The 25,586-nt window shown below is 44.8% G+C and carries 27 protein-coding genes; 23 read left to right on the top strand and 4 right to left on the bottom strand.

What is annotated here, in order from left to right; all coding sequences use genetic code 11:
- The first annotated feature begins 48 nt into the window (after positions 1-48).
- The 8 genes from QOS07_RS00355 (at position 49) to QOS07_RS00320 (ending at position 5,180) form a co-directional block, all read left to right on the top strand.
- Positions 49-846, top strand: a complete 798-nt coding sequence (locus tag QOS07_RS00355) for a hypothetical protein (protein ID WP_283587039.1) — start codon at positions 49-51, stop codon at positions 844-846.
- A 170-nt stretch (positions 847-1,016) separates the two neighbouring features.
- The gene (pyrR, locus tag QOS07_RS00350; protein ID WP_283587038.1) at positions 1,017-1,553 is read left to right on the top strand and encodes a bifunctional pyr operon transcriptional regulator/uracil phosphoribosyltransferase PyrR; all 537 of its coding nucleotides are present in this window, start codon (positions 1,017-1,019) and stop codon (positions 1,551-1,553) included.
- A 76-nt stretch (positions 1,554-1,629) separates the two neighbouring features.
- Positions 1,630-2,259, top strand: a complete 630-nt coding sequence (locus QOS07_RS00345; RefSeq protein ID WP_283587037.1) for a GyrI-like domain-containing protein — start codon at positions 1,630-1,632, stop codon at positions 2,257-2,259.
- Positions 2,260-2,343: 84 nt separating this feature from the next.
- A complete protein-coding gene (locus tag QOS07_RS00340; RefSeq protein ID WP_283587036.1) occupies positions 2,344-2,667 on the top strand; it encodes a DMT family transporter in 324 nt (107 codons plus the stop codon).
- A 68-nt stretch (positions 2,668-2,735) separates the two neighbouring features.
- On the top strand, positions 2,736-3,497 hold the full coding sequence (locus QOS07_RS00335) for a zinc ribbon domain-containing protein (RefSeq protein WP_283587035.1): 762 nt from the start codon (positions 2,736-2,738) through the stop codon (positions 3,495-3,497).
- A 57-nt stretch (positions 3,498-3,554) separates the two neighbouring features.
- Positions 3,555-4,007 (top strand): MarR family winged helix-turn-helix transcriptional regulator, encoded by a 453-nt coding sequence (locus tag QOS07_RS00330; protein ID WP_283587034.1) that lies wholly within the window; start codon positions 3,555-3,557, stop codon positions 4,005-4,007.
- A 21-nt stretch (positions 4,008-4,028) separates the two neighbouring features.
- Positions 4,029-4,757: a B3/B4 domain-containing protein gene (locus QOS07_RS00325; RefSeq protein WP_283587033.1), complete on the top strand. Its 729-nt coding sequence runs from the start codon at positions 4,029-4,031 to the stop codon at positions 4,755-4,757.
- A 102-nt stretch (positions 4,758-4,859) separates the two neighbouring features.
- Entirely contained in the window at positions 4,860-5,180 is a 321-nt protein-coding gene (locus QOS07_RS00320) for a DMT family transporter (RefSeq protein WP_283587032.1), read from the top strand.
- Between the two features lie 131 nt (positions 5,181-5,311).
- Here QOS07_RS00320 and QOS07_RS00315 read toward each other — a convergent pair whose 3' ends face one another.
- The 4 genes from QOS07_RS00315 to rlmD form a co-directional block, all read right to left on the bottom strand.
- The gene (locus QOS07_RS00315; protein ID WP_283587031.1) at positions 5,312-5,728 is read right to left on the bottom strand and encodes a MarR family winged helix-turn-helix transcriptional regulator; all 417 of its coding nucleotides are present in this window, start codon (positions 5,726-5,728) and stop codon (positions 5,312-5,314) included.
- Between the two features lie 40 nt (positions 5,729-5,768).
- Entirely contained in the window at positions 5,769-6,704 is a 936-nt protein-coding gene (locus QOS07_RS00310) for an AEC family transporter (RefSeq protein ID WP_283587030.1), read from the bottom strand.
- A 111-nt stretch (positions 6,705-6,815) separates the two neighbouring features.
- Positions 6,816-7,220, bottom strand: a complete 405-nt coding sequence (locus QOS07_RS00305) for a hypothetical protein (protein ID WP_283587029.1) — start codon at positions 7,218-7,220, stop codon at positions 6,816-6,818.
- Positions 7,221-7,282: 62 nt separating this feature from the next.
- Positions 7,283-8,674, bottom strand: a complete 1,392-nt coding sequence (gene rlmD / locus QOS07_RS00300; RefSeq protein WP_283587028.1) for a 23S rRNA (uracil(1939)-C(5))-methyltransferase RlmD — start codon at positions 8,672-8,674, stop codon at positions 7,283-7,285.
- A 222-nt stretch (positions 8,675-8,896) separates the two neighbouring features.
- Here rlmD and QOS07_RS00295 point away from each other — a divergent pair, with 222 nt between their 5' ends.
- From QOS07_RS00295 to ychF, 15 genes are all read left to right on the top strand, one after another.
- Positions 8,897-9,472 carry an NADPH-dependent FMN reductase gene (locus QOS07_RS00295; protein WP_283587027.1) on the top strand — a complete coding sequence of 192 codons (576 nt, stop codon included), beginning with the start codon at positions 8,897-8,899 and terminating at the stop codon, positions 9,470-9,472.
- On the top strand, positions 9,472-10,704 hold the full coding sequence (locus tag QOS07_RS00290) for an NAD(P)H-dependent oxidoreductase (protein ID WP_283587026.1): 1,233 nt from the start codon (positions 9,472-9,474) through the stop codon (positions 10,702-10,704). The genes QOS07_RS00295 and QOS07_RS00290 overlap by 1 nt, the downstream gene beginning before the upstream one ends.
- A gap of 8 nt (positions 10,705-10,712) precedes the next feature.
- Positions 10,713-11,636, top strand: a complete 924-nt coding sequence (locus QOS07_RS00285) for an FAD:protein FMN transferase (protein WP_283587025.1) — start codon at positions 10,713-10,715, stop codon at positions 11,634-11,636.
- A 353-nt stretch (positions 11,637-11,989) separates the two neighbouring features.
- Positions 11,990-13,288, top strand: a complete 1,299-nt coding sequence (gene serS / locus QOS07_RS00280) for a serine--tRNA ligase (RefSeq protein ID WP_283587024.1) — start codon at positions 11,990-11,992, stop codon at positions 13,286-13,288.
- A gap of 303 nt (positions 13,289-13,591) precedes the next feature.
- A complete protein-coding gene (locus QOS07_RS00275) occupies positions 13,592-15,052 on the top strand; it encodes an ABC transporter substrate-binding protein/permease (protein ID WP_283587023.1) in 1,461 nt (486 codons plus the stop codon).
- 1 nt (position 15,053) lies between these two features.
- Positions 15,054-15,797, top strand: coding sequence for an amino acid ABC transporter ATP-binding protein (locus QOS07_RS00270; protein WP_283587022.1), 744 nt, complete (start codon positions 15,054-15,056; stop codon positions 15,795-15,797).
- 354 nt (positions 15,798-16,151) lie between these two features.
- Positions 16,152-17,510, top strand: a complete 1,359-nt coding sequence (locus QOS07_RS00265; protein ID WP_283587021.1) for an amino acid permease — start codon at positions 16,152-16,154, stop codon at positions 17,508-17,510.
- 933 nt (positions 17,511-18,443) lie between these two features.
- Complete coding sequence (locus tag QOS07_RS00260; protein WP_283587020.1) at positions 18,444-19,646, top strand: NupC/NupG family nucleoside CNT transporter; 1,203 nt, start codon at positions 18,444-18,446, stop codon at positions 19,644-19,646.
- A gap of 79 nt (positions 19,647-19,725) precedes the next feature.
- Positions 19,726-20,634, top strand: a complete 909-nt coding sequence (gene rihC, locus QOS07_RS00255) for a ribonucleoside hydrolase RihC (RefSeq protein WP_283587019.1) — start codon at positions 19,726-19,728, stop codon at positions 20,632-20,634.
- Positions 20,635-20,825: 191 nt separating this feature from the next.
- Positions 20,826-21,551, top strand: a complete 726-nt coding sequence (gene rsmG / locus QOS07_RS00250) for a 16S rRNA (guanine(527)-N(7))-methyltransferase RsmG (RefSeq protein WP_283587018.1) — start codon at positions 20,826-20,828, stop codon at positions 21,549-21,551.
- A gap of 17 nt (positions 21,552-21,568) precedes the next feature.
- Positions 21,569-22,525: a ParB/RepB/Spo0J family partition protein gene (locus QOS07_RS00245; protein ID WP_283587017.1), complete on the top strand. Its 957-nt coding sequence runs from the start codon at positions 21,569-21,571 to the stop codon at positions 22,523-22,525.
- A gap of 12 nt (positions 22,526-22,537) precedes the next feature.
- Positions 22,538-23,308, top strand: coding sequence for a ParA family protein (locus QOS07_RS00240; RefSeq protein WP_283587016.1), 771 nt, complete (start codon positions 22,538-22,540; stop codon positions 23,306-23,308).
- Positions 23,295-24,182, top strand: coding sequence for a ParB/RepB/Spo0J family partition protein (locus QOS07_RS00235; RefSeq protein WP_283587015.1), 888 nt, complete (start codon positions 23,295-23,297; stop codon positions 24,180-24,182). The genes QOS07_RS00240 and QOS07_RS00235 overlap by 14 nt, the downstream gene beginning before the upstream one ends.
- A gap of 11 nt (positions 24,183-24,193) precedes the next feature.
- The gene (locus tag QOS07_RS00230) at positions 24,194-24,394 is read left to right on the top strand and encodes a DUF951 domain-containing protein (protein WP_003711677.1); all 201 of its coding nucleotides are present in this window, start codon (positions 24,194-24,196) and stop codon (positions 24,392-24,394) included.
- 51 nt (positions 24,395-24,445) lie between these two features.
- Complete coding sequence (gene ychF / locus QOS07_RS00225; protein ID WP_283587014.1) at positions 24,446-25,543, top strand: redox-regulated ATPase YchF; 1,098 nt, start codon at positions 24,446-24,448, stop codon at positions 25,541-25,543.
- Positions 25,544-25,586: the final 43 nt, after the last annotated feature.

The raw sequence follows: 25,586 nt of genomic DNA, 5'->3' as shown, positions 1-25,586 counted from the left end.
AGAAGCGGTACAATATTATTGCAAATTTTATTAGGCGAGGTAAATTAAATGGCCAAACTACAAATCACGGCGGCACGACACTACTTAGACTGGCCGCTACACCAGACGATTAACCAAACTGATTTAATCCAGCAACTTGGTGTTCACGCTAGCGGAAACAACGGTGAAGACCTGACGGGAAAGGTTATTATGAACCTAACGCAGGTTAATGTTGACCAGCAGGGTGAATATCCGGTAATGCTAAGTGTAATGGATGCTAGTGGACAGTCAGCCCAGGATAGTATCACACTCCACGTTCGCCCAGCTGCTGAAGTTAATAACCAGCAAACGATGACAGCGACCCCACAACAAAAGAACGGCAAGAAGCGTAACTGGCTAATTGCAGTATTAGTGGTGATCATTTTACTGCTGGTTTGGTGGGGCGTTAGTGCACATAACCGTGCCCAACAGCAAGAACAAGCGGCAAATAATGACCAGCAAAGCAGCCAGATCAGCAATAACTCCAGCAGTATTTCGAAGTTGACCTCTGATAACCAGAAGCTGGCCAACCAGGTAGCAGAGTTAAAGGGCGCAGCTAAACAGTACCAGCGCGACCATGACCAGCAGGCATTGAATAACCGGCTAGACCAAGTTCAATCAAAGACGGAACAGCTGCAAAATCAGACGTCAAGTTCCACTACTAAGAATAACGTGAATGAGGTTACCAATGTTATCAACCAGGTACGGCAGGACCCTGAAAATGGGGTAAGCACGGTTAATAACCTGAAGGACCAACCTGGCTTTAGCAAGGTCTGGGACGCGGTTTCTGAACGGGTATCAACCTGGCTGAACCGGTTTAGTAACTAGCAATTGACAGTGCTTTATTCGCCCATTAAAATAAAATAAATGGATCCCTTTAAGTGGCCCAGCGAGACCAACAAGGAACGATGGAAATTACCCGAGTTCTCCGTTAGTTATGAGCTACTAGTGGAGGACTTTTTTACGTTGGAATTGTGAATGGAAAAGGAGCGGCAATTATGGCACACGAAATCGTTGATGGATCAAGCATGCAACGGGCACTGACCCGGATTACCTACGAAATTATTGAGCAGAACAAGGGGGTTGAAAACCTGGTCTTTGTTGGAATTAAGACGCGGGGTATCTACTTGGCTAATCGGTTAGCTAAACGGCTTAACCAGTTGGAAAATGTCGACGTCCCTGTTGCGGCCCTGGACGTTTCCTTGTACCGGGATGACCGGCACGTTCCAGACAACCATGTTGAGCCAACGGTGCACACCAAGAAGCTCGATGTTGATATTACGGATAAGCATGTCATTTTAGTTGATGATGTACTCTTTACGGGTCGAACAGTTCGTGCTGCTTTGGATGCCTTGATGGATATGGGCCGGCCAAAGCGGATTTCACTGGCAGTGCTGGTTGACCGGGGACACCGTGAGTTGCCAATTCGGCCAGACTTTGTCGGTAAGAATATTCCAACCTCATCTAACGAAACGGTCCACGTTGCCGTTGAAGAATACGACGGCCATGAAGACATCACGATTGAAAAAAACTAGTTAGAAATTAAAAGGAGCATGGCAGGAGTTTGTTAACAACTTCAACCGTGCTCTTTTTAGAATGGGGGAAAATAAAATGGCGTACAATTTTAAGAAGGAACAAAAGGACCTTTATAATCCGGGAAAGCGGCCGATGGTAATTGACGTACCGGCAATGAACTATCTTGCGGTCCGTGGCCACGGGGATCCTAATGCAGCCGATAGTGAATACCAGCAATCAATTCCGTTGCTTTATGCGGTAGCTTACACGATTAAGATGAGCAAAAAGGGCGACCACCAGATTCCAGGCTATTTTGACTTTGTAGTCCCACCACTTGAGGGTTACTGGTGGCAAGAAGGCGTTAAGGGGATTGATTATGACCATAAAGAAAAGTTCAGCTTTATTTCAATGATTCGGATGCCGGATTTTGTTGACCAGGCAACCTTTGAATGGGCGGTTAAGGAAGCTAGCGTGAAAAAGCGGCTTGACTTAGCTAAGGTAGAATTTTTATCACAACACGAAGGACTTTGCGTGCAAGCACTGCACGTTGGCCCATATGATGATGAACCGGCAACGGTCAAAAAATTGCATGAATTGATGGCAGACAAGGGGCTGCAACTTGACATTAATGACCACCGGCACCACCATGAGATTTACCTTTCCGACCCCCGGCGGTCACAGCCGGAAAAGCTAAGAACAATTATCAGAATTCCGGTAAAGAAATAGTACCTCGCGAGAACGATTGGAAATTCAAGACTATTATCGTGGTGATTTTCTACTTATACTTCTTTTTATTAAGGAGGAATAATTATGGGATATTTAGAACTGGGTATTGCAATTGTTGCCGAAGTGGTTGGAACCAACTTTATGAAGGCATCTGATGGCTTTTCTCGTTTGGTACCGACGGGGATCACAATTCTTGCTTACCTAGTTTGTTTCTTTTTCTTTGCGCAGTCGCTTAAGACAATTAACCTCAGTGTTGCCTATGCTTCCTGGGGTGGCCTAGGGATTATCTTGACGTCAGTAGTGGCCGTTTTAGTATGGCACGAACGAATTTCTCTCCCAGAATTAGCAGGCATTGTATTAATTATTATCGGGGTAGTATTGTGTAACTTCTTTTCTAACGCCCGGTAGGTAAATAAAATTGTTCAAAAATGGTATCCTTATCAATGTGAATTACTGATTGAGGGGGATAATTAATAATGAATGGTAATTTATGTCCCAAGTGTGGGGCCCGTGTTGGGAAAACAGCTAAGTTTTGCTCCAAGTGCGGGTTCGACTTGCGAAAGATAAAAACGTCGACAACCCGTAGTGAAAATGATGGTGCAGCGGTTAGACCACGCCAGCATAAGAAAATTGGCTGGAAATTACCGGCAGTTATTTTAGGGATAGTTATTATCCTGGTAGCTGGATTTTTTGTTTATCAAAACCATCAAGAACAGGAGTCAACAGCAGCTAATCAAAATTCGGGCAGCCAATACTCGGCAACCCCATCAACTAACGGCAATAATACTGGCAACACTAATAATTCAAATAATAGTAATTCAAGTGCATTACCGGCTGACGTTGGACCAAAGGGGACGACGGCGGCGATCACTTATTATGCTGCTAAGACGGGGATTGGTAACTGGTCTGGTGTATTAAACGAAGATGACGGTATTACAGTGGAATTGTCAACGGATGATGACTTACTAGACAGCCTTGCCGATAAGGGGCAAGGGATGGCCTATGAAGTTTATGGTTACCATAATCTGGATGATGACGACGAAACTGATTTTGTTTACACCCTCGATTCTGATAACACCGTTAATATTTACCAACTTCCTAATGACCTTGATTCCGATAAGGTTTACCAACCGAAGACGAGAATTAAGAAGAGCGACCTGATTAACTATTTGAATGACCATAACTATGCTTCACGGGTTAAGGACCTTACAAGTAAGGTTGACTTGGTTAAAGATTAGATTTTTGTTGCAAATGCAACAAAAATATTATAATATGCGGTGAGGAGTTTTTTATCAATGATTGATATTTTAAGAGAAATCGGAATGATTAATCGGGCACTGGATTCAATCTCTAACATTGAATTTAAGGAAATTGAACTGGCACGTGGTCAATACCTATACCTGGTCCGGATCTATGAACACCCAGGGATCATTTCAGAACAATTATCAAACTTGATAAAAGTCGACCGCACAACCATCGCGCGGGCTGTCAAAAAGCTGGAAGGAAATGGCTTCATTGAACGGCACAAGGATCCTGATAACAAAAAGATTAAACACCTTTACGTGACAGAAAAGGGAAAGAAAATTTACCCGTTTATTATTCGGGAAAATGAATTTTCAAACGGCGAAGCGCTGAAGGGGTTTAGTGACCACGAAGCCCAACAGTTACATGACTACCTGGTCCGGGTCCGGCACAATATTGACGGTGATTGGGACTTTGTTAAACATGGTGGTAAGCGGCAATATTAATCGCAAGGAGCAGGAAATAAAATGAAACAAGTATTAGTAGATCCAAGCTTTTGGGCACTTTTCCCCGATGCGCAAATTAATATCTTATATGCTGATGGAATTAATAACCACAGCAATGACGATAATCTTTCGGACCGCCAACAGCTGCTAAGTGAGGCAACAACGGCAGCGGGCAAATTTTTGACTAATGAAACTTTCCGCTTAAATCCGGTTGTTGACCAGTGGCGGATCGCCTTTCAACAATTCAAAAAGAAGAAAGGTGCCCGCTCATCAATCGAAGCATTACTCAAGCGGGTTAACCAGGGGCATGAATTTTCACCGATTGACCCCATGGTTGATGTTTACAATAGTGTTTCCCTGACCTATGGTGTGCCGGTTGGAATTGAAGACCGGGATAAGATTAAGGGAGATATGCACTTGGGCCAGGTTGAAGGTGGTCAGTCCTTCCAACCGGTTGGTGCTGATGAAGACGAACCAACTTTGCCAGGAGAAGTTGCCTATTACGATGAAGAAGGGGCTGTTTGCCGGTGTTTAAACTGGCGGGATGCTCAGCGGACGATGTTGACTGAGGATTCGCAAAACATCGTCGCGGTTATTGAAGCCGTGACACCAGAACAAATTGCGCGGGCAAATGAAGCGATGGATGAACTGAGTAAGTTGGTCAGCCGCTATTTCGGGGTTGAACCAAGTCCGGTTTACCACTTAACAAAGGACAATCCAGCAGCAGTTGTCCCGGATAACTTTAACTAAATAAGAATTCCCCACCGGGGGAGGCCAGTTACGCTTACTTTCATTAGGTCATTGAAGAAAGTGAGCAGTAGCTGGCTTTTTATTTTAAGGAGGAATGATAAAATGGCATGGCTTTTTCTTATTATTGCGGGGATTTTTGAAGCCTTTTGGTCAACGATGATGAAGTTGAGCAATGGCTTTTCCAATATTTACTACTCAATTTTGACGGTGGTGGGGATGATTTTGAGTTTTGCGGGCTTAATTATTGCCACTAAGCACTTACCACTTAGTCTTGCATACCCAGTGTGGACGGGGATTGGTGCAGTTGGCGCAATCCTTGTCGGCGTTTTATGCTTCCAAGAGCACCTTTCCCTTAGTACGGGGATCTTTACGGTGATGTTGCTGGTCGGGATTATTGGAATTAAGATTACCGCTGGCCACTAAGTACGGTGGTATTAAAAAGGAGTGTGGAGGCAAAGCCAATTGCAGCTTTGTCTCTACACTCCCTGCTTTATCGTGATGTATTAATGGGAAACAAGCTTCTTTCGCACCAACGTCAGTCCTAGTTTATCCCTTTATTTACGAATTAATTCCTCTAAATACTTAATCTTCTTGTCTAATGTGTGTTCAAGTTGCGGATCAAGGTCACCAATTAGTTCATTTAGGTTATTAAAAATCTTATCCGTTTTCGCTGTTACCTCTTTCCCTTTTTGGCAAAGGAATAGCTGTTTTTGGCGACCGTTTTGCGGGTCAGTTTTGCGGACTAGCATTGCTCGTTTTTCAAGAAAGTTGATTAGGTTAGTTAAGCTGGCCGGTTGGTAGTCAAGGTAATCAGCAACTTCTTTTTGGTGGCAACCAGGATGCTGGTCAATATAATGCAGTACACGGGCATGGTTCATTCTTAACCCGACTGGTGCTAATTCTCGGTCAATTAGTACCCGTTCGATGTGTCCTAGCCGGTAGATTTTATTTGCAAGCTGCTTTTCTGTCATTGTTACCCCGCCCAATTAAATAGTTATCTTTACTTTAGGGTTAAATGAGCATGGATGCAAGCATTATTACTAATGGCAAAGTAATAACGGAAAGCAGTGTTGACAAGCATAAGGCCTGGGATGGAAATTCAAGTGAATGGTTATTCATTAGGCTAAGCATGACAATTAGGCCGGCAATTGGGCAGGAGGCCATAATTACGATTGCGAGGTAAGCAGTTTGGGTTAGTGGCAATAGCCGTAAGATGAGAAGAATCATTGCTGGGAAGACAATGTTGCGAAGCAGGCAGATAAACCATATCTTCTTATCTTTTACCATTTCCTTGCCGAGCCCACCAAGGTTGGCACCAATAACGATCATACTTAGCGGGGTGTTGACATCCACAATATCTTTAATTGGTTGTGTGATTATTTCAGTTAGGGGAATATGAACGATAAAAATAATAAAGCCAATAAATGTGGCAATGATGTTAGGGTTGAAGATAATTGTTCGAACTTGATCGATAAATACCTGCTTTTTTCCTTGTTCAAAGATGCCGACCCCGTGACTCCACAGAAAAATATTATAGACCACTAAGTAGGGGACGGAATAAAAGGTGCCGGCGGTCCCCATCATTGCTTGGACTAGTGGGATCCCCATAAAGCCACCGTTGCTATACGTTGCAGCAAACTTCATTGCGTTAACTTGGGGGTTGTTTTTAAATACTGGCAAGCTGAAGATTAATTTAGCAACTATGATAGAGACAGAAAAGACGACGGCGGTAGCAACTATCCCCCAGAAGAAACCAGCTAGTAGGGCGCTTGTGGCTGGCTGGAGGAATGAATTGATAATAATACATGGTGAAACAACATACAGGAGGATCTTAGTAAGTTCCTTGTTGGTTTGATTGTGCATTAGGTTGGTGTAGCGACACAGAAAGCCAATTCCCATGAGGATAAACATAATTGCAATTTGTTTAAGTGAAATGAAGAAATACATTAAATTCCTCCTAATAAATAGTTGTAAATACAATTGCTAATAATAGTTGTATTTACAACTGCTTGTCAAATAAAAAAAGAGCTATGACACAGCTCTTTATTACCCGGGAAATTATTTTTCTTTCCAGTAACGGGCGTTGATTAAAATTTGTTTTGATCGCTCATCGGCTGGCCGGTACCCCTTATTAAATGAGTGCCGGAAGTACATCATGTTATAGAAAACCGCGAACACAAGTGATGGCCACGGGAATTCTAGTAGCCAGTTCCACCCGAAAAACATGGCAACGAGGACGTAATCAAGATCGAGGACGATCATTAAGATAAAGTTGTAATAATCACCACGGAAGAGGGCTGGCAATGGCCCAAACCACAGCGTTGTCCATGAAACGCCAACCTTGGAAATGCGGATGTCACCCTGGTCATTAACAATCTTAGCGTAATTCGGTGGTAGGGGGAGATTATTTAAGTTGAACGGGTTTTGGTCGTTGTTATTGTTATTACCAAATGGGTTTTGCATATCTCTTTTCCACTTCTTTCTATAGATATTAATGATAACACATTCGGCTAGTCCACACGAACTTAACGCCGTAACGATAGCTTGACAACTGCTTCACACCGAGCCGTTTGGGGCATCATGTCGATTGGCTGAATATAGTCAACATGGTAAACACTAGTCAACCGCCGGAGGTTCCGGGCTAGTGAAGCCATCCCACAAGAGACGTACGCAAACTTGCGGGGCTTAACTTTTAAAATCTGCTTAATTAATTCGTCATCCAATCCGGCGCGCGGTGGGTCAACAACCAGTGCGTCAAAGGTGAGCCCTTCATCGAGCCACTTTGGCATTAATTCTTCGGCCTTACCAACTTCATAATGAGCATTATCAATCCCGTTTAACTTGGCATTAGTGTTGGCGTCAGCGACTGCCTCGGGAATGATTTCCATCCCGCGAACTTCCTTTACCCGTGGCGCGAGTGAAAGACCAATTGTCCCAATCCCTGCATAGGCATCAATTAAGGTATCACCCTTGTCAAGTTCAAGCGCATCGGCTGCTTGTTCGTAAAGGACTTCGGTTTGCTCTGGATTTAGTTGTAAGAACGACCGGGCGGAGAGCTCGAAGTCGAGGCCCATCAAACTTTCACTGATCGTCTCCTTACCAGCAAGGTGGATCATCTGGTCGCCCCAAACTAGTGGGGTGTCGCCAGCGTTGACGTTTTGCATGACCGATACCACTTCGGGGAGCTGCTCGGCGATTCCCGCCAATAATTGCCGCTTGTGGATCAGTTTTGGTGTGTTGGTAATAAAGGTTAGCTGGAGTTCGCCAGTTGTCCACGATTCCCGAACCACGATCGTTTTGATAATCCCACTGTTATGCTCTTCTTCGTAGACCGGGATCTTCAGTTCTTCGATTAGCTTGACGACGGTGCGGACAACCTTCATCGTCCGTGGCATTTGGACGGCACACTCTTGCATGTCAACAAGGTCATGACTATTTGGCTTATACAGGCCAGCAGCCACGTGGCCATCAACCATCCGTACCTGGAATTGCGCCTTGTTGCGGTAATGGTACTCTTCAGGAGCGGCAATTGTTTTCCAAACCTCATAATTGCGATAGCCATAGGGCTTAAACTTTTCGAGACTATCAATAACTACTTGGCGCTTAAAGGCTAATTGTTGTGGGTAGGCCAGGTCTTCTAGTTCAAAACCACCGGCAATATCGGCATAACTGTCCTTGGGTGTTACCCGGTGCTTGCTGCGCTTGCGGATCCGGTGGATTTTAGCCTCCAGAAAGCGGGGGTGAATCCGGATAACTTCGGCCACCACTACTTCCCCAGGAAGGGCGCCGGGTACAAAACAAACCTTATGCTTGTAATAGCCGATCCCATGGCCATTTACCCCGAGCCGCCGGATGGTCAATGGAAAACGATCACCAATCTTTACTTCAACACCTGCTGTTACTTTTTCTTTTGCCATCGTTTTTCTCCGTTCAAATTAGTAATGTCCCTTCATTTTAGCACATCTAAGCTTATTAATTGATTGTTGCGATAAGAGGACTTTTATAATCAAATCGTTGAAAATCATCTAATAAGTAGAGAGATTACTAATAATTGTCGTCATTCAGTGTCGTTAAGGCCAAAAATATAGTAAAATAACTGTGTGAAATGTTGCATAAATAGTTATAAGGAAGTGACAAGTTTGAAGATTGCTGCAATTGCAGGATCCAATGCGAACCATTCTTATAATCGAATGCTGTTAGAGTTCATCGCGAAGGACCTTCGTGATACTGACGATGTCGATGTGATTGACATTCGCAAGGTTCCACTTTTTAACGAAAACTATAAGGGTAAGACGCCGGAAGTAGTTGCTGACATTGACCGCCGGGTTGCTGCGGCTGATGCGGTAATTATTGCCAGTCCAGAATATAACCACTCAATTACCTCTGCTTTGAAGAGCATGATTGAATGGCTGTCATATGAGTTGCACCCATTGGAAAATAAGCCGGTAATGATTATCGGTGCGTCGACGCACGAACAAGGGTCATCACGTTCCCAGGTTCAATTACGGGATATTTTGATCTCACCAGGTGTCAATGCGCACGTCTTCCAGGGTGAAGAATTCTTTATGAGTAACGTAGCGGACATGATTGATGAAGACGGTAATATTACTGATGAAGGAACAATTAGTTTCCTGAATAAGTGCATTAGTGAATTTAAGCCGTACGCTGAAGCCATCAACGGAATGGTTGCAAAGAAGGAGGCAGCTGATAACTAATGAAGATTTTAGCTTTAGTTGGGACCAATGCTAACTTCTCATACAACCGGATCTTACTCCGCTTTATGAAGAAGCACTTTAAGCAAATGGCCGACATTGAAATTTATGAAATTAGCAAGTTGCCTGCTTTCAGCGTCGATGTTCCGCTCGAAGAACAGACCGAAGTGTGGAAGTTAAAGCAGAAGGTTAAGGAAGCCGATGGGGTTGTCTTCTCCACGCCAGAATATGACCACGGTATTCCATCTGCTTTGAAGAGTGCTATTGAATGGCTGTCATACCATACTGAAGTTTTGAAGCACAAGCCAGTAATGGTTGTCGGTGTTTCTTACGGTCGCCAGGCTTCTGCTCGTTCCCAAGTTCAAATGCGGCAGATCTTGATTTCCCCAGACTGTGACGCAAACCTCCTGCCAGGAAATGAAGTATTGATTGGTGGAGCCAGCCGGGTCTTCTCTAAGGATGGCCGCCTGATCAACGCAGATATGCGTGACAACCTTGAAAAGTGCTTTACTAACTTTGTTGAATACATTCAAGTATTCCAAAATATTGATGAGGAGGAAGTCAAGATGCCTATCAAACGCCCAACGATTAGTGATGCTTATATCAACTTCCCAACTGGCCGGATGACGCTAAAGGAAGTTCAACAAATTTTCAGTACGATCCCATTTGAAATTGACTTAGTTGATAGTTCAGACCGCTTTGCTTGGTACTCAGACAAGCCAAACCGTGAACACGTTCGTAACGTGGCTTCACTGAATGAACCAATTACTGAATGTCACCCACCAAAGGCTGTGCCGATCGTTACTAAGATTATTAACAGTTTCCGTGATGGTGAAAAGGATGTTGTAACCCGGCCATTATGGATGCACGGCCACCGTTCATTGATCCAATACTACGCCCTGCGTGATATCGATGGTCATTACCTGGGAACCATTGAATTCACTGGTAATGTTGAATACATTCTGAACCTCTTTGAAAATGGTGCTTGGGGCGACAAGCCAGATGCTACTACGGGTGCATCTAACAATGGTGCTAACGAAGAAGGAAACACCACGGCAGTCGTTGATGCATCTACTGGTGCTTCCCAATCATCATCTGATGATAATGCTGCACCATCAGCCCCTGCTGAAGACGGCAACGATGATGCTGACGCTTCAACTGGTGCTTCTGAAAGTGGCAGTGTTGATGCGGACGACGAAAGTGCCGACGCCACCACTGGTGCTTCCCAAAATTAATTACGCTGATGACAAGTGATTTAATGGCCCAAAAACATAGTATGGTCCACCGGGCGCTGGGGACGAGAATTGTCCTTACCATTTATGGTGACCAGTACTTCCCCCTCCTCAGTCAGTCAATGAAAATGATTGACAATTTTGAGGACCGGTTGACGGTTAACCGTCCTGTTTCAGAAGTGATGTCGGTCAACCACGCGGCTGGCCGGATGCCCAAAATGGTGTCCAAGTCAACGTATGACTTAATCAAGCTGGCGGTACGGTATAGCCGGGAAAATTTCGGCTTCAATGCGCTGATTGGTCCGCTGGTAAAGTTATGGAAAATTGGCTTTGAAGGGGCTAACGTGCCTTCTGCTGAAGCAATCAAGGACCGGTTGAAATTGACTGACCCATACCAGGTTCTCTTAGATGATGATAACCAAACCGTTTTTCTTGAACAGGCGGGGATGGAACTTGACCTTGGTGGAATTGCGAAGGGCTACATTGCTGACCGGATCCACGACTTTTGGCAGGAAAAGGGTGTCCCGGCCGGGATTATCAACCTTGGCGGGAACCTGCTCTTTGTTGGTAAGTCGCCACGGCGGGCTGACGGGCAATGGATAATTGGTGTCCAAGATCCTCAATTAAAACGGGGGCATGACATGGAAACTGTCCGCCAGCCGGCTTGCTCGGCGGTTACTTCCGGGATCTATGAACGCTTCTTGGTAAAGGATGGCAAACGATACCACCACTTACTTGACCCGCGGACAGGCTACCCGCTTGATACTGATTTGAGTAGTGTAACGGTTTTTACCGATGAATCTGTACTGGGTGAAGTAGAGGCTAAGCGGTTGTTCTTCAATGGTGGACCAATTGCTGGTTGGGCTGACCAGCCAGGCAACCGGGGTGCGGTCTTTATTCACAATGATGAGCGAATTGAAAATATCAACCTATAAATTTTTGAGCGACGTCAACCCTAGTGGGGGCAAGGGACGTCGCTCTTTTATTATTAAAAAGTCTTAATTTATGATTGCGAAAATGAGATAGATGTAATATGATAATGGCGAAATATGAAACACGGATGCATTTCAAGTAGGTTATCCAGAGAAGCTGCGGGTGGTGTGAGCAGCTGACCGAAACTCCGGTGCAGTTAAGTAAGTGGGCGGGTAATGCCGCACGGCCGATGACCGTTATCCATCACGAGGGTGACATTTAATGTCAAACTTGGGTGGTACCGCGGAACTAAGAGCCATTTCGTCCCAAAATTTTTTGAGGATGAAATGGCTCTTTTTCGTTAGGAGGAGATACGATGTTAGATATTAAGAAGATTCGTAAGGACCCCGAATTCTTTAAGCAAAAGTTAGCTACCCGGGGAATTAAGGCCGAAGAAATCGATGAAGTCTTGGAATTAGACCAAAAGCGGCGGGACCTGCTGCAAAAGACGGAAGCGCTGAAGGCACAACGGAATGAAGCTTCTAAGAAGATTGGTGAAGCTAAGCGGAACGGTGAATCCGCCGACGAAGCTATCAAGGAAACCCGTGACCTGGGTGACCAAATCAAGGAACTTGATGAAAAGGTTGAAGCCAACGATGAAGTATTCCACGACAAGATGTCACGCTTACCAAACGTCCCTCATGAAGGTGTTCCGGTTAGTTTGACGGAAGAAGGCTCGGTTGAATTACGGAAGGTTGGTAAGATCCGTGACTTTGACTTTGAACCAAAGCACCACTGGGATGTTGGTGAAAACCTGGGGATCTTGGACTTTGACCGGGCACGGAAGGTATCTGGTGCTCGTTTTGTCTACTACCTTGGTTTAGGTGCCCAACTTGAACGGGCCGTTTACAACTTCATGTTAGATGAACACATGAAGGATGGTTATACTGAAGTTCTGCCACCATACATTGTCAAGGCTGACTCAATGTACGGTACTGGCCAATTCCCAAAGTTTAAGGAAGGGGTTTACCAGGTTAACGGTGAAGATATGACCTTGATTCCGACGGCCGAAGTTCCATTGACCAACTACTACCGCGGCGAAGTTATCCCTGCTGAAGAATTGCCAGTTTACGTTACTGCCTTAACGCCTTGCTTCCGTTCTGAAGCTGGGGCAGCCGGCCGTGACACCCGTGGTTTGATTCGGATGCACCAATTTAACAAGGTTGAAATGGTTAAGTACACGAAGCCTGAAGACTCATGGGATGAATTGGAAAAGATGACGGCTAATGCCGAAAATATTCTGAAGAAGCTGGGCCTGCCATACCACGTTATCACATTGACAACGAGTGACATGAGCTTTACTGCTTCTGAAACTCATGACCTTGAACTGTGGATGCCTGCCCAGAACAAGTACCGGGAAGTATCATCTTGCTCGAACTGCTTGGACTTCCAAGCACGGCGGATGCACACCCAATACCGTGACGAAAACGGCAAGCTTCAGTACGTTCATACCCTGAACGGTTCTGGCCTGGCTGTTGGTCGGACGGTTGCCGCTATTTTGGAAAACTACCAAAACGAAGATGGTTCAGTTACGATTCCAGAAGTCTTGGTACCATACATGCACGGTGTTACTAAGATCACCAAGGAAAACGCCGTTCCATTCCGGAATAAGTAAAATTATTTTGAGAGTAACGAAGCTCTTTAGCGTTCAATTATGGACGTTAGAGAGCTTTTTTGTTGTGGAAATATTTCTCGTGATTCATTTGAACTATAATTAGAGTTTTCTCATTTAACAGTAAGCCACTAAAATAACACTTTAAAAAATTAACCTTTTATTAGTGCCAATCTTTTAAAAGCATCTCTACAAACCGCTTACATCTTGGATATAAACGGCATTTGCTTAATCCTATTCACTTTGCAAGGGCCGGGTGATAAGGTATTAGCAACGTTAAAATTTGATTAAAAGGAGTCGGTAGAGATGCAAAGCAAACGCTGGAAAACATTATTAACTGCCTGCGTTGCAATGATTGGAATTGTGATTGGGTGGATGCTGGTCGAACCGCAGAGCGTATCTGCTGACCCGACTTATACTTTTGCGACGAACAACACCTTCGAGCCATTTGAAATCCAGGATAGCAAGGGTGGCTATTCTGGCAAGAACCCGGGGATTGAAATTGAAATGTTAAAGAAGATTGCAAAGCATGAGCATTTCAAGTACAGACTTAAGCCCATGAGTTTTAACGGTGACTTGCAAGCCCTGGAGGGTGGCCAGGTTGATGCCGTCATTGCCGGAATGAGTGTTACCGACGAGCGGAAGCAAAAATTTGACTTCTCTAAGCCTTACTACACCGATGGGGTTATGATGGCCGTTGCTAAGGACAGTAATATCAAATCGCTTAAGCAACTTAGGGGGAAGACCGTTTCTGCTAAGTCTGGGACTAGTGCCGCCCTCTTTGTTAAGAACAACCAAAAGAAGTACGGCTACAAGATTAAGTACTTTGACTCTTCTAACACAATGTGGAACGACGTTAAGAACGGCAACACTGCTGCTACCTTTGATGATGGCCCAGTTCTCCAATACGGGATTCGGACCGGTGTTCCGCTGAAAATTGTGACGAAGAAACCAATTGATGCCCAACCAGTTGCTGTCGGCTTCCAAAAGGGTAAGAACCTGGCCTTACAAAAGAAGGTTAATAATGGTATTACCTGGTTAAAGAAGACTGGTCAGATGCAACAGATTATTGACAAGTACACAAAGAGTTCTAAGACAACTAAGAGTAGTACGGCTAGTCGGACTATCTGGGGCCTACTTAAGGCCAACCGTTCTGCCCTGTTAAATGGTCTGTGGATGACAATCCAATTAACCATTGTCGGGATTATTTTGGCAATGATCTTTGGCTTAATCCTCGGTGTCCTGGGCGTAATGCAAAGCAAGGTTGCCAATGCCATTTCTAGCGTTATCATTTATATTTTCCGTGGCTTACCAATGATCGTTTTGGCCTTCTTCATTTACATGGGGTTGCCAAACGTAATTGGCCACAAGGTACCTCTCTTCCTTGCCGGGGTTATGACTCTGATGTTAGATGAAGGGGCCTACATTGGTGCCATCGTCAAGGGTGGCTTTGATGCCGTCGATCCTGGGCAGTGGGAAGCTGCCCGGAGTCTGGGGCTGCCATACCACAAGGCCCTAGTGAAGGTCGTAGCGCCACAAGGGATTAAGATCATGGTACCGTCACTGGTTAACCAATTCATCATTACCCTGAAGGATACCTCAATCCTATCCGCAATTGGGGTGATGGAATTGACACAAACCGGTACCGTCATCATTTCACAAAACATGGAAGGGTTCAAGATGTGGCTCATCATCGGAACGATCTACATCATTATCATTACCCTGTTAACTTGGTTATCAAACTACATTCAAAAGAGGATGGCTTAATATGGACAAAAGATACAAGGTACAAGTAAAAGATTTGCACAAGAGCTATGGTAAAAACGAAGTCCTCCAGGGGATCAACCTCAACGTTAAGCCCAGTGAAGTGGTTTGTATGATTGGCCCTTCTGGATCCGGTAAGAGTACCTTTCTTCGGTGCTTGAACCGGTTGGAAATTCCTAATGGTGGGCATGTTTACGTCGATGGTTATGATATCGCAGACCCTAGCGTAAACATTAATAAGGTCCGGGAAAACATCGGAATGGTTTTCCAGCACTTTAACCTTTTCCCAAATATGAGCGTAATCGATAATATTACGCTGGCACCTGTTCAATTGAAAAAGGCGGATAAGGCAACTGCGGAAAAGGACGCAATGCACTATTTGGACATTGTTGGTCTAAAGGACAAGGCAAACGTTAACCCCAAGACTCTTTCTGGTGGGCAAAAACAACGGGTTGCCATCGCGCGGGCCTTGGCAATGAAACCCGATGTAATGCTTTTTGATGAACCAACCAGCGCCCTTGATCCTGAAATGGTGGGTGACGTGTTGGAAGTTATGAAGAATCTGGCTAAACAGGGGATGACGATGATCGTTGTTACCCACGAAATGGGTTTTGCCAAGCAAGTAGCTGACCGGGTTGTCTTCTTCCATGATGGTAATATTCGTGAACAGGGAACGCCTGAAGAAATCTTTGACCATCCTCAACATGAAGATACGAAGAACTTCTTGGATAAGGTATTGAATGTTTAATCTTTTCTGCTTCCTAAAAGTAAGCGTGGTGCCGCGGATGGTGGGGCTTTCAAAAACGAATAATTTCCACTAATTTCGTAATTTTGTTTGACTTTTATGATAGGATCATTATAATTATTAGTAATTTCTAATGGTTGGCTAACAGAGAGCCTGGCAATTGCTGAAAACCAGGACCAACTAAATGGCATGTTCGTGAAATGGGTGGTTCCACTATCAACTGAGAGGTAGTCCTATTAAGTGGACTATGAAAATGGGTGGAACCGCGTTAAAAAACGTCCCTGGTATTAAGTTACCAGGGGCGTTTTTTAGTTGTTGCGAGCAGGCTGGAAAGAAAACCTAAGGAGGTCACATTTTATGGATGAACAGCAAAGTAAAAAATTAAAGCGTTCGTTAAAGAGTCGCCACATTACGATGATTGCGATCGGTGGTGCGATTGGAACAGGTCTCTTTCTGGGTTCTGGTTCTGCCATTCACGCTGCGGGACCCTCAATTATTCTTTCCTACCTGATTGTCGGTATCTTCATCTTCTTTATGATGCGGGCGCTAGGAGAGTTGCTCCTGGAAGATACATCCCGTCATTCATTTATTGATGCAATCCAATTCTACCTGGGTGACCGGATGGAATTCATCGCCGGGTGGATGTACTGGGCATGCTGGCTGACCCTTGCCATGGCCGACCTGACGGCGACTGGGATCTACCTTCGCTACTGGTTCCCGTGGTTACCACAGTGGGTTGGCCCACTGGTAATCGTTGTTGCGTTGATGTTAATTAACATGATCAATGTCGGATTATTTGGTGAGCTTGAAAGTTGGTTCTCGATGATTAAGGTTCTGGCTATTGTTGCCTTGATCGTGGTGGGATTAGTATTAATCATCATGCACAGCCATGTCAGTGGTCGGACAGTGTCGCTTGCTAACTTGGTCAACCAAGGGGGCTTTTTCCCAACTGGTCCCGCTGGTTTCTTGCTTTCCTTCCAAATGGTCGTCTTTGCCTTCGTTGGAATTGAGATGGTGGGGTTAACTGCCGGCGAGACTCGGGACCCGCAAAAGGATATCCCCAAGGCAATCAATACCTTACCAGTACGGATCGGTCTCTTCTATATCGGGTCAATGATGGCATTGATGTCGATTTATCCCTGGTTTAAGGTGAAGACCACTTCTAGTCCATTTGTTCAGGTATTTGCCGCAATTGGTATTCCGGCTGCTGCTGGGATCCTAAACTTTGTTGTTTTAACGGCTGCCATGTCAGCAACTAATAGTGCGATTTTTAGTACCAGTCGGTCGTTATATGCTCTTGCTGCAAGTGGTAATGCGCCGCGGCGCTTTAAGGAATTAAGCCCACAGGCGGTTCCTACTAAGGCATTGACCTTTTCAACGTTGATCCTCTTCATTACGGTTGTGTTGAACTACATTATTCCCGCGGGCTTCTTTAATGTAATTGCGGGGGTTTCAACCATTACTTTTGTCTTCACCTGGTTAATCATCCTCCTTGCCCACATTAAGTTCCGCCAGGCCCACCCAGAAGGGATTAAGAATTTCCGGATGCCCGGGTACCCACTGACTAGTTGGCTAACGGTTATCTTCTTTTTCGGTGTACTAGTAATCTTACTGTTCATCGATGCAACCAGGGTCCCGCTGATCATCTCAATAATTATTTTTGCCTGCCTCGCAGTTGGCTTTAACTACACGGCAAAGGGTAAAAATAAAAAATAAAATTTTTATCATTAGATATTAATCAAAAAGAATCAAAGAGTTTAAAACCGATTTGCTATTTGGTTAAATGGCCAAAAATGTCTAGCTGTTAAAAGTGGTTTAAACGTTGATATGACGCGGTTCGTTTGACCTTTAGCTGGCGAGGGATTATACTTTAACTGTGAAGAGGTAATGGCCGATTTTGAACGAACATCTTCTCATAATAAACTACTTTGAAGCTAGTTAATTAATAACACGATAATTAACGACACCCCACTCCACATGAAACGCTTTAGTTTCCTTGAAAAGTATGTTAGCTAAAAATTAGTGGCCATATCTACAACCTTAAATGATTAAGCTTTAGTTCTTCATCCTTGGCGGAAGAACGGATATAAAGACACGTTAACGGATCTTAATTAAATTAAGCGCGGCTGTTACCTTTTCATGGGAGCACGGAGACATCAATTTGTCTCCGCTTTTTTTGTTTTAAATGATCAAAAATATTATAATGGACTTCCTTGGCAGGGGCGGGAAGGACAACTGGATTGTTATTCTTCCGCACATAAACGGTGGCTCGCTGATGTTCGTATTCTAATGAACATTAACGGGCTATTTGTTTATTTAACTTCAAAATTAAAAAATGAAATTGCTTGTGCTTCTTACACAAGGTTAGCGCTTCCAAAAAACTTTTAAAAGTTTGTTAACGCTTTCTTGATAAGTAAAACGTTTAATCAATGCCGGAAGTAAACCGTTTTGATGGTTGCCCTGATAAATAAAACGGTATCATTTCACAAAGTCGACATTATTTAAGCCTTTACACAAACGGCGAAGTAGGATATTCTTAAAGTTGTAAAGTTGTCTCACCGAACAAAGCAATTATTAATTTATCGATTTTAGTAGCGTAGACAACAGTGTTTATTACATGGATTTTTTTATAAGGGGTGTATTACAACCATGTATCTTGCAATCAATATTCTTGGATTGATTGTCTTCCTTTTCATCGGTTGGCTGTTCTCAAAGAACCGTAAAGCCATCAACTGGAAGACTGTCGGTATCATGATCGTGCTGAACTTACTTTTGGCATGGTTCTTGACTGGATCTTCAGCAGGTCGTGCCGGTGTTAAGGCCGCTGCCGATGGATTCGTTTGGATTGTTGACGTTTCCGCAAAGGGGACTGTCTTCGCACTTGGTGATTGGTACAACACTAAGAGCCTGAACTTCATTTGTTCTGCTCTGATGCCAATCCTGATGATTGTTCCATTGTTCGATATCTTGACTTACATTGGCTTCTTGCCATGGATTATCAAGTGGATCGGACGTGGACTCTCATACATCACTGGTCAACCAAAGTTCGAATCATTCTTTGCTGTTGAAATGATGTTCTTAGGTAACACTGAAGTTCTTGCTGTTTCCGGTATGCAAATTCGGAAGATGGGTAAGGAACGTAACCTGACTCTGGCTATGATGTCAATGTCTTGTGTTACTGCTTCAATCTTGGGTGCATATATTGAAATGATGCCTGGTCAATACATTTTGACCGCTGTTCCTATCAACATTATTAACGCTCTGATCGCTACTAGTATGTTGAACCCTGTTACTGTTTCACCAGAAGAAGATACCATCGAAAAGGTTGGTAACGATGATGGCGGTAAGAAGGAACCATTCTTCAGCTTCCTTGGTGACTCTATCCTTGGTGCCGGTAAGCTGATCTTGATCATTGTTGCTAACGTTGTTGCCTTCGTTGCATTGGCTGCTTTGATTGACAAGATCTTGGCACTGTTCTGGAAGCCACTGTCACTTGAAAGTATCCTTGGTGTCTGCATGTTCCCATTCTCATGGTTACTGGGTCTCCCAGTTCACCAAGCATGGCAACTTGCTCAAGACATGGGTATGAAGTTAGTTACTAACGAATTCGTTGTTATGGGTAAGGTTACTGGTTCAATCAACAACTACCCAGAACACTTAAAGGCCGTTCTGACTGTCTTCGTTACTTCCTTCGCCAACTTTGGTACTTTAGGTATGATTATCGGTGCCTTCAAGGGCTTAGCTGATAAGGAAGATAACGACTACATTGCTACTAACATTGGTTACCTGTTACTGTCAGGTATCTTAGTATCACTGATGTCAGCTGCATTTGTTGGTCTGTTCGTTTGGTAAAATTTAAAAGCAGCTGTATGGCTGCTTTTTTTAACCCTTATTTCGTAAACGCTTGCAATTAATATAGGAGGAAATAGATATGACCACTAAGATTATTATGGATACAGATCCCGGTATTGATGACGCTGCTGCCTTAACAATGGCAATCAACGATCCTTCAATCGATTTGAAGTTAGTTACTGCTGTTGCTGGTAACGTTACTGTTGATAAGACTACTGCTAATGCCTTGAAGATTGTTCATTTCTTCGGCAAGGACATTCCAGTTGCTGCCGGTGCTGAACAACCACTAATCAAGCCATTTGAAGATGCAGCCCGGATTCACGGTGAATCTGGTATGCCAGGTTACGACTTTGGTGAAGACTACGGTAAGCCAATTAATAAGACTGCCGTAGAAGCACTGCACGACGCAATCATGGCTGAAGACGAAGTTACCTTGGTACCAACTGGTTCATACACCAACATTGCCTTACTCTTTAGCCAATACCCAGAAGTAAAGAGCCACATCAAGCGGATCGTTGCCATGGGTGGTTCTGTTTCCGGTGGTAACATGACCAGTGCTGCTGAATTCAACGTCTTCACTGACCCAGATGCAGCACGGATTATGTACAACGCGGGTATTCCAATTGTAATGGTAGGCCTGGACGTTACCCTGAAGGCACTTCTGACTAAGGACACCATTGAAAAGTTGGGCAAGATGAACAAGACTGGTGAAATGCTCCACGCCTTGATTACCCACTACAATGATGGTACTGATGAAGGTCGTCCAATGCACGATGTTAACACCATCTTCTACTTGCTCCACCCAGAAGCATTTACTACTAAGAAGATGTGGGTCGATGTTCAAACTGAAGGACCAGCAATTGGTGCAACGGTTGCGGATGTTCGTGGTGCTTACCATGATGGAAAGACAAACGCAGATGTTTGCCTCGACATTGATGCTGACTACTTCAACAAGTGGTTCTTAGACGAAGTAAGCAAGATGAACTAAGCACGATTGCTTGGATTCTGAGGCGGAGCTGTGACAAAGTTAGCTTTGTCATGGCTCCTTTTTTATTTTAAAATTTCCCGGGAAATTATTACCTAAACTGGTGGGCGAAGCAGTTGAAAGGACGGCGGTTTTAGGTTACAGTATAAGGGTACGTGAAACATTTATGTTTCACGAAAAGGAGCGCTTATTCAATGAATCCAGAACAATTTCGAAAAACACTTGCTGATCATGGCGTGGAGTTGACTGACCGGCAAATGCAGCAATTTGCTGATTACTACCAGCTATTGGTGGCAACTAACCGGCAAGTTAACTTGACCCGGATTACGGAGAAAAATGATGTTTACCTTAAGCATTTTTACGACTCTTTAACGGGGGCGCTTGCTGAACCGCGGTTACAAAATGAGCAGTTAACCCTTTGCGATATCGGGGCGGGAGCCGGTTTTCCATCGCTCCCCTTAAAGATTGCCTTTCCCCAGCTGAAAGTAACGATTGTTGATTCCCTCAATAAACGAATTAACTTTTTGCAGGAACTAGTTACTAAACTCGGGCTAACGGAAGTTGAACTTATTCATGACCGGGCGGAGACCTTTTCCGCAAAGAAAGCAGCCCATCGTGAAATGTATGACTTAGTGACAGCACGGGCAGTGGCCCGGCTCAGCGTCCTCAGTGAGCTCTGCTTGCCCGCTGCGCGGGTTGGCGGAGAATTGGTTGCCTACAAGGCTAGTGCCGCTGACGAGGAACTAGCGGATGCGCAGGAGGCAATCAGGAAACTAGGTGGCCAGGTGCAAAAAGAAGTTGCACTGACCTTACCGGGTACCGATGAACAACGTAAAATAGTAATAATTGATAAAATCACCGCAACCCCGAAAAAGTACCCACGGCGGCCAGGGTTGCCAAATAAAAAACCGCTTCAATAGAGTGAGGAGGAAGAATAATGGCTTTTTCATTATTTAACTTTGGAAAAAGTGAAGGTAATGATACCAAGCAAAAGGTAGTTGATATTAAGTTAGACCAGATCATTCCTAACCGTTACCAGCCACGGCAGGTTTTTGATAAGGATGGCATTCGGGAGCTTGCCCAGACTATTGATGAACATGGCTTGCTCCAGCCAATTGTCTTACGGGAATATGAACCGGCTAAGTATGAAATTATTGCTGGTGAGCGTCGTTACCGGGCAATGAAGCTCCTGCAATGGGAAACGGCACCGGCAATTATCGAAAAGATGAGCGACCATGAAGCTGCTTCACTGGCCCTGGTGGAAAACCTCCAGCGGTCACAGTTAAGTTCTGTTGAAGAGGCGCAAGCATACCGTCGCTTAATGGACCTAAACCATCTGACCCAGGCAACGTTGGCCAAGGGAATGGGGAAGAGCCAGTCCTTTGTTGCTAATAAGCTCCGGCTGTTGAAGTTGATTAAACCGGTCCAAACGGCCATTCTGGACCACCGAATTTCGGAGCGGCATGGTCGTGCAATGTTGGACCTTGACGAAAAACAACAGCGTGACATGCTGATGAAGGTAGTTAATAACCGGCTAACTGTTCGGCAAACTGAAGACGAGGTTGCCCGGGTGCTTGGCCGGCCACTACCTTCTGAAATTGCCAAGCAGAAGGCAGAAGCACGTAAGCAAGCACTATCAGCAATTGCACCTGAGGCCGAGCCAGGACAAGATGTACCAACCCCGGCACCGAAGAAGACCAAGGCAAAGAAGTCGAGCAAGAAGGCTCATCCAAAGACAAAACGGGCTAAGCAGATTAATGATGCCCGGTTAGCTTTGAATACAATTAAGAAGTCAATTAAGTTGGCAACTGACAGTGGCTTTGCCGTTACGACGAAGGAAACGGATGATGATAAGGCCTACCAACTGGTAATTGAAATTCCGAAGAAGCAGTAGGAGGCAGATTAAATGGGTTCAGTAATTGCTTTAGCTAACCAAAAGGGTGGTGTAGGTAAAACGACAACCAGTGTTAACCTTGGGGCATGTCTTGCCGATCAGGGTCAGCACGTCCTTTTGATTGACCTTGACCCCCAAGGGAACGCCACCAGTGGGTTGGGGGTTGAGAAACGTGAAATTGAAAAGAGCGTTTATGATGTGTTGATTAATGATGAACCATTAACGAACGTCATTCGCCACTCTAGCCATCCCGACCTAGATATTGCGCCAACAACGATTGCACTTTCCGGGGCGGAAGTTGAATTAACCAACCTGATGGCCCGGGAAACCCGACTTAAGGACGCCTTTGGGGATGTAAAGGATAATTATGACTTTATCCTAATTGACTGCCCACCTTCACTTGGCCTGTTAACAATTAATGCTTTCACTGCCTGTGACTCGATTCTGATCCCCGTGCAAAGTGAATACTATGCTTTGGAAGGGTTAAGCCAGTTGCTTAACACAATCAAGCTGGTCCAAAAGCACTTTAATGCTGACCTGAAGATTGAAGGGGTCCTGTTGACAATGTACGATAAGCGGACGAACCTCGGTCAGCAGGTTAATGCAGAAGTAAAGAAGTTCTTTGGCAACCAGGTTTACAAGACAGTTATTCCACGGAATGTGCGTCTGTCGGAGGCACCAAGTCATGGTCTGGCAATCATTGATTATGATAAGCGGTCAAAGGGAGCACAAGTCTACAAAGAACTGGCAAAGGAAGTGTTGGCAAAGCATGGCAAAGCGTAAAAAGGGTGGCCTTGGTCGCGGTATCGAGGCCTTATTTGAAGAAAACAATATTGAAGAGCCGGTTAATGGTGAGACGGTTCAAGACGTCAAGCTTTCTCTCATCCGCCCCAATCCTTACCAGCCACGGCGGACCTTTGATAAGGCGGCACTGAAGGAACTAGCCGATTCAATTAAGAAAACAGGGGTCTTCCAACCAGTTATTTTACGGCAGCCAGATCCAGCAATTGAACGCTATGAACTAATTGCTGGTGAACGGCGGTTCCGGGCTTCCAAGCTGGCTAAACAAGAGACCATTCCGGCCATTGTTCGTAACATGACCAACGAACAGATGATGGAAGTCGCCGTTTTAGAAAATTTACAGCGGGAAGACTTAACGCCACTTGAAGAGGCACAAGCATACCAGACGCTGATGGATAAGCTTTCTCTGACCCAGGCAGAAGTAGCTGCACGACTGGGAAAGAGTCGCCCCTACATTGCGAACTATTTACGGTTGCTTGGCTTGCCGACCCTGATTAAGGATGCTTTAAATGATGGGCGCCTTTCAATGGGGCAGGCACGGACAATGTTGGGCCTCAAGGATAAAAAGAAGTTAGTTGCGTTGGCAAAACGGGCGATGGATAATAACCTGACTGTGCGGCAGCTTGAAGAAATTGTGGCGCAGATGAATGGTGAAAGTAAAAAACGGGCTGCGAAAAAGAAGACGCGAAAGCCAGTTTATATTCGTGAAGCAGAGTCACAACTGCAAAGTAAGTTTGGGACGAAAGTTTCCGTGGCACAAAGCCGTAAGCGTGGTGCCGGAAAGATTGAAATTCCATATACGTCCAATGATGACTTAACAAGGATTTTGGAATTATTGAATATTTCATTAGACTAGGAGGGACTAATATGGCTGCTTATGACAAGGGTGATGTTGTATTGATGAAAAAGGCCCACCCCTGTGGAACTAACCGCTGGTTAATCACCCGGGTAGGTGCCGATATTAAGATCCAGTGTCAGGGATGCGGACACGTTGTAATGATGACGCGGCAAAAATTTGACAAGGGTTTCAAAAAAGTCCTTGAAAAAGCTCCTGCTGACAACCAATAATTAGTTGTTCATTGTTTTAGAAAAATAAATAAAAAGGAAAGTGAAAATTTCATGTCATTAACTGCAGGTATCGTTGGTTTACCAAATGTTGGTAAGTCCACACTGTTTAACGCAATTACTAAGGCCGGTGCTGAAATGGCCAACTACCCATTCGCAACGATTGATCCTAACGTGGGGATGGTGGAAGTGCCAGATAAGCGTCTGGACCGGATCCAAGAATTAATTCCCGCTAAAAAGATCGTTCCAACCACCTTCGAATTTACCGACATTGCTGGGATTGTTAAAGGTGCCAGCAAGGGTGAAGGACTTGGTAACAAGTTCTTGGAAAACATTCGGCAGACTGATGCCATTGTCCACGTGGTACGGGCCTTTGACGATAGCGACATTACCAGTGTTTCCGGTAAGGTTGACCCAATCGAAGATATTGATACGATTAACCTGGAATTGGTAATGGCTGACTTGGACGCCGTTAATAAGCGGTTAAGCAAGGTACAGCGGGCAGCTAAGGGCCGTGACAAGGATGCCTTAGCCGAACTCGATGTTTTAAACAAGATTAAGCCGGTTCTTGAAGATGGTAAGAGTGTTCGCTCAATTGACTTTAGCGATGATGAAAAGAAAATTGTTAAGGGACTCTTTCTGCTGACTAGCAAACCAGTGCTGTACGTAGCCAATATCGCGGAAGATGACATGGCTGACCCTGACGGCAACAAGTACATGGATGAAATCAAGGAACACGTCAAGGGCGATGGTGAAGTGATCGGTGTCGCTGCCGCTGCCGAAGAACAAATCGCTGAAATGGACGACGCTGACAAGGCTGACTTCCTTGAAATGGAAGGGGTTAAGGAACCAGGCTTGAACCGGCTGATTCGGGCCGCATACAAGTTGCTTGGCCTGGAAACCTTCTTCACTGCTGGTGGCCCTGAAACTCGTGCCTGGACTTACCGGAAGGGCACAAAGGCACCGCAAGCTGCTGGGATTATTCACTCAGACTTCGAACGTGGCTTTATTCGGGCCGAAGTAATGAGTTTTGAAGACCTTGATAAGCTCGGCTCAGAAGCGGCTGTTAAGGAAGCTGGGAAGCTCCGTCTTGAAGGTAAGGATTACGTAATGCAAGACGGCGATATTGTTGAATTCCGGTTCAACGTTTAATTAAAACTGCCGAAAGGGCAAGATGGATTAAGAGAGGAGTTTC

The sequence above is a fragment of the Limosilactobacillus viscerum genome, from assembly GCF_947387525.1.
Classification (GTDB): Bacteria; Bacillota; Bacilli; order Lactobacillales; family Lactobacillaceae; genus Limosilactobacillus; species Limosilactobacillus viscerum.
The sequence above is the reverse complement of the archived record's forward strand: the minus strand, read 5'-3'. Positions and strand labels throughout refer to the sequence as shown.

What these genes read in the sequence shown, in the direction of transcription:
- QOS07_RS00355 (WP_283587039.1), top strand. Translation starts at nt 49, where the DNA reads ATGGCCAAACTACAAATCACGGCGGCACGACACTACTTAGACTGGCCG.
- pyrR (WP_283587038.1), top strand. Translation starts at nt 1,017, where the DNA reads ATGGCACACGAAATCGTTGATGGATCAAGCATGCAACGGGCACTGACC.
- QOS07_RS00345 (WP_283587037.1), top strand. Translation starts at nt 1,630, where the DNA reads ATGGCGTACAATTTTAAGAAGGAACAAAAGGACCTTTATAATCCGGGA.
- QOS07_RS00340 (WP_283587036.1), top strand. Translation starts at nt 2,344, where the DNA reads ATGGGATATTTAGAACTGGGTATTGCAATTGTTGCCGAAGTGGTTGGA.
- QOS07_RS00335 (WP_283587035.1), top strand. Translation starts at nt 2,736, where the DNA reads ATGAATGGTAATTTATGTCCCAAGTGTGGGGCCCGTGTTGGGAAAACA.
- QOS07_RS00330 (WP_283587034.1), top strand. Translation starts at nt 3,555, where the DNA reads ATGATTGATATTTTAAGAGAAATCGGAATGATTAATCGGGCACTGGAT.
- QOS07_RS00325 (WP_283587033.1), top strand. Translation starts at nt 4,029, where the DNA reads ATGAAACAAGTATTAGTAGATCCAAGCTTTTGGGCACTTTTCCCCGAT.
- QOS07_RS00320 (WP_283587032.1), top strand. Translation starts at nt 4,860, where the DNA reads ATGGCATGGCTTTTTCTTATTATTGCGGGGATTTTTGAAGCCTTTTGG.
- QOS07_RS00315 (WP_283587031.1), bottom strand. Translation starts at nt 5,728, where the DNA reads ATGACAGAAAAGCAGCTTGCAAATAAAATCTACCGGCTAGGACACATC.
- QOS07_RS00310 (WP_283587030.1), bottom strand. Translation starts at nt 6,704, where the DNA reads ATGTATTTCTTCATTTCACTTAAACAAATTGCAATTATGTTTATCCTC.
- QOS07_RS00305 (WP_283587029.1), bottom strand. Translation starts at nt 7,220, where the DNA reads ATGCAAAACCCATTTGGTAATAACAATAACAACGACCAAAACCCGTTC.
- rlmD (WP_283587028.1), bottom strand. Translation starts at nt 8,674, where the DNA reads ATGGCAAAAGAAAAAGTAACAGCAGGTGTTGAAGTAAAGATTGGTGAT.
- QOS07_RS00290 (WP_283587026.1), top strand. Translation starts at nt 9,472, where the DNA reads ATGAAGATTTTAGCTTTAGTTGGGACCAATGCTAACTTCTCATACAAC.
- QOS07_RS00285 (WP_283587025.1), top strand. Translation starts at nt 10,713, where the DNA reads ATGACAAGTGATTTAATGGCCCAAAAACATAGTATGGTCCACCGGGCG.
- serS (WP_283587024.1), top strand. Translation starts at nt 11,990, where the DNA reads ATGTTAGATATTAAGAAGATTCGTAAGGACCCCGAATTCTTTAAGCAA.
- QOS07_RS00275 (WP_283587023.1), top strand. Translation starts at nt 13,592, where the DNA reads ATGCAAAGCAAACGCTGGAAAACATTATTAACTGCCTGCGTTGCAATG.
- QOS07_RS00270 (WP_283587022.1), top strand. Translation starts at nt 15,054, where the DNA reads ATGGACAAAAGATACAAGGTACAAGTAAAAGATTTGCACAAGAGCTAT.
- QOS07_RS00265 (WP_283587021.1), top strand. Translation starts at nt 16,152, where the DNA reads ATGGATGAACAGCAAAGTAAAAAATTAAAGCGTTCGTTAAAGAGTCGC.
- QOS07_RS00260 (WP_283587020.1), top strand. Translation starts at nt 18,444, where the DNA reads ATGTATCTTGCAATCAATATTCTTGGATTGATTGTCTTCCTTTTCATC.
- rihC (WP_283587019.1), top strand. Translation starts at nt 19,726, where the DNA reads ATGACCACTAAGATTATTATGGATACAGATCCCGGTATTGATGACGCT.
- rsmG (WP_283587018.1), top strand. Translation starts at nt 20,826, where the DNA reads ATGAATCCAGAACAATTTCGAAAAACACTTGCTGATCATGGCGTGGAG.
- QOS07_RS00245 (WP_283587017.1), top strand. Translation starts at nt 21,569, where the DNA reads ATGGCTTTTTCATTATTTAACTTTGGAAAAAGTGAAGGTAATGATACC.
- QOS07_RS00240 (WP_283587016.1), top strand. Translation starts at nt 22,538, where the DNA reads ATGGGTTCAGTAATTGCTTTAGCTAACCAAAAGGGTGGTGTAGGTAAA.
- QOS07_RS00235 (WP_283587015.1), top strand. Translation starts at nt 23,295, where the DNA reads ATGGCAAAGCGTAAAAAGGGTGGCCTTGGTCGCGGTATCGAGGCCTTA.
- QOS07_RS00230 (WP_003711677.1), top strand. Translation starts at nt 24,194, where the DNA reads ATGGCTGCTTATGACAAGGGTGATGTTGTATTGATGAAAAAGGCCCAC.
- ychF (WP_283587014.1), top strand. Translation starts at nt 24,446, where the DNA reads ATGTCATTAACTGCAGGTATCGTTGGTTTACCAAATGTTGGTAAGTCC.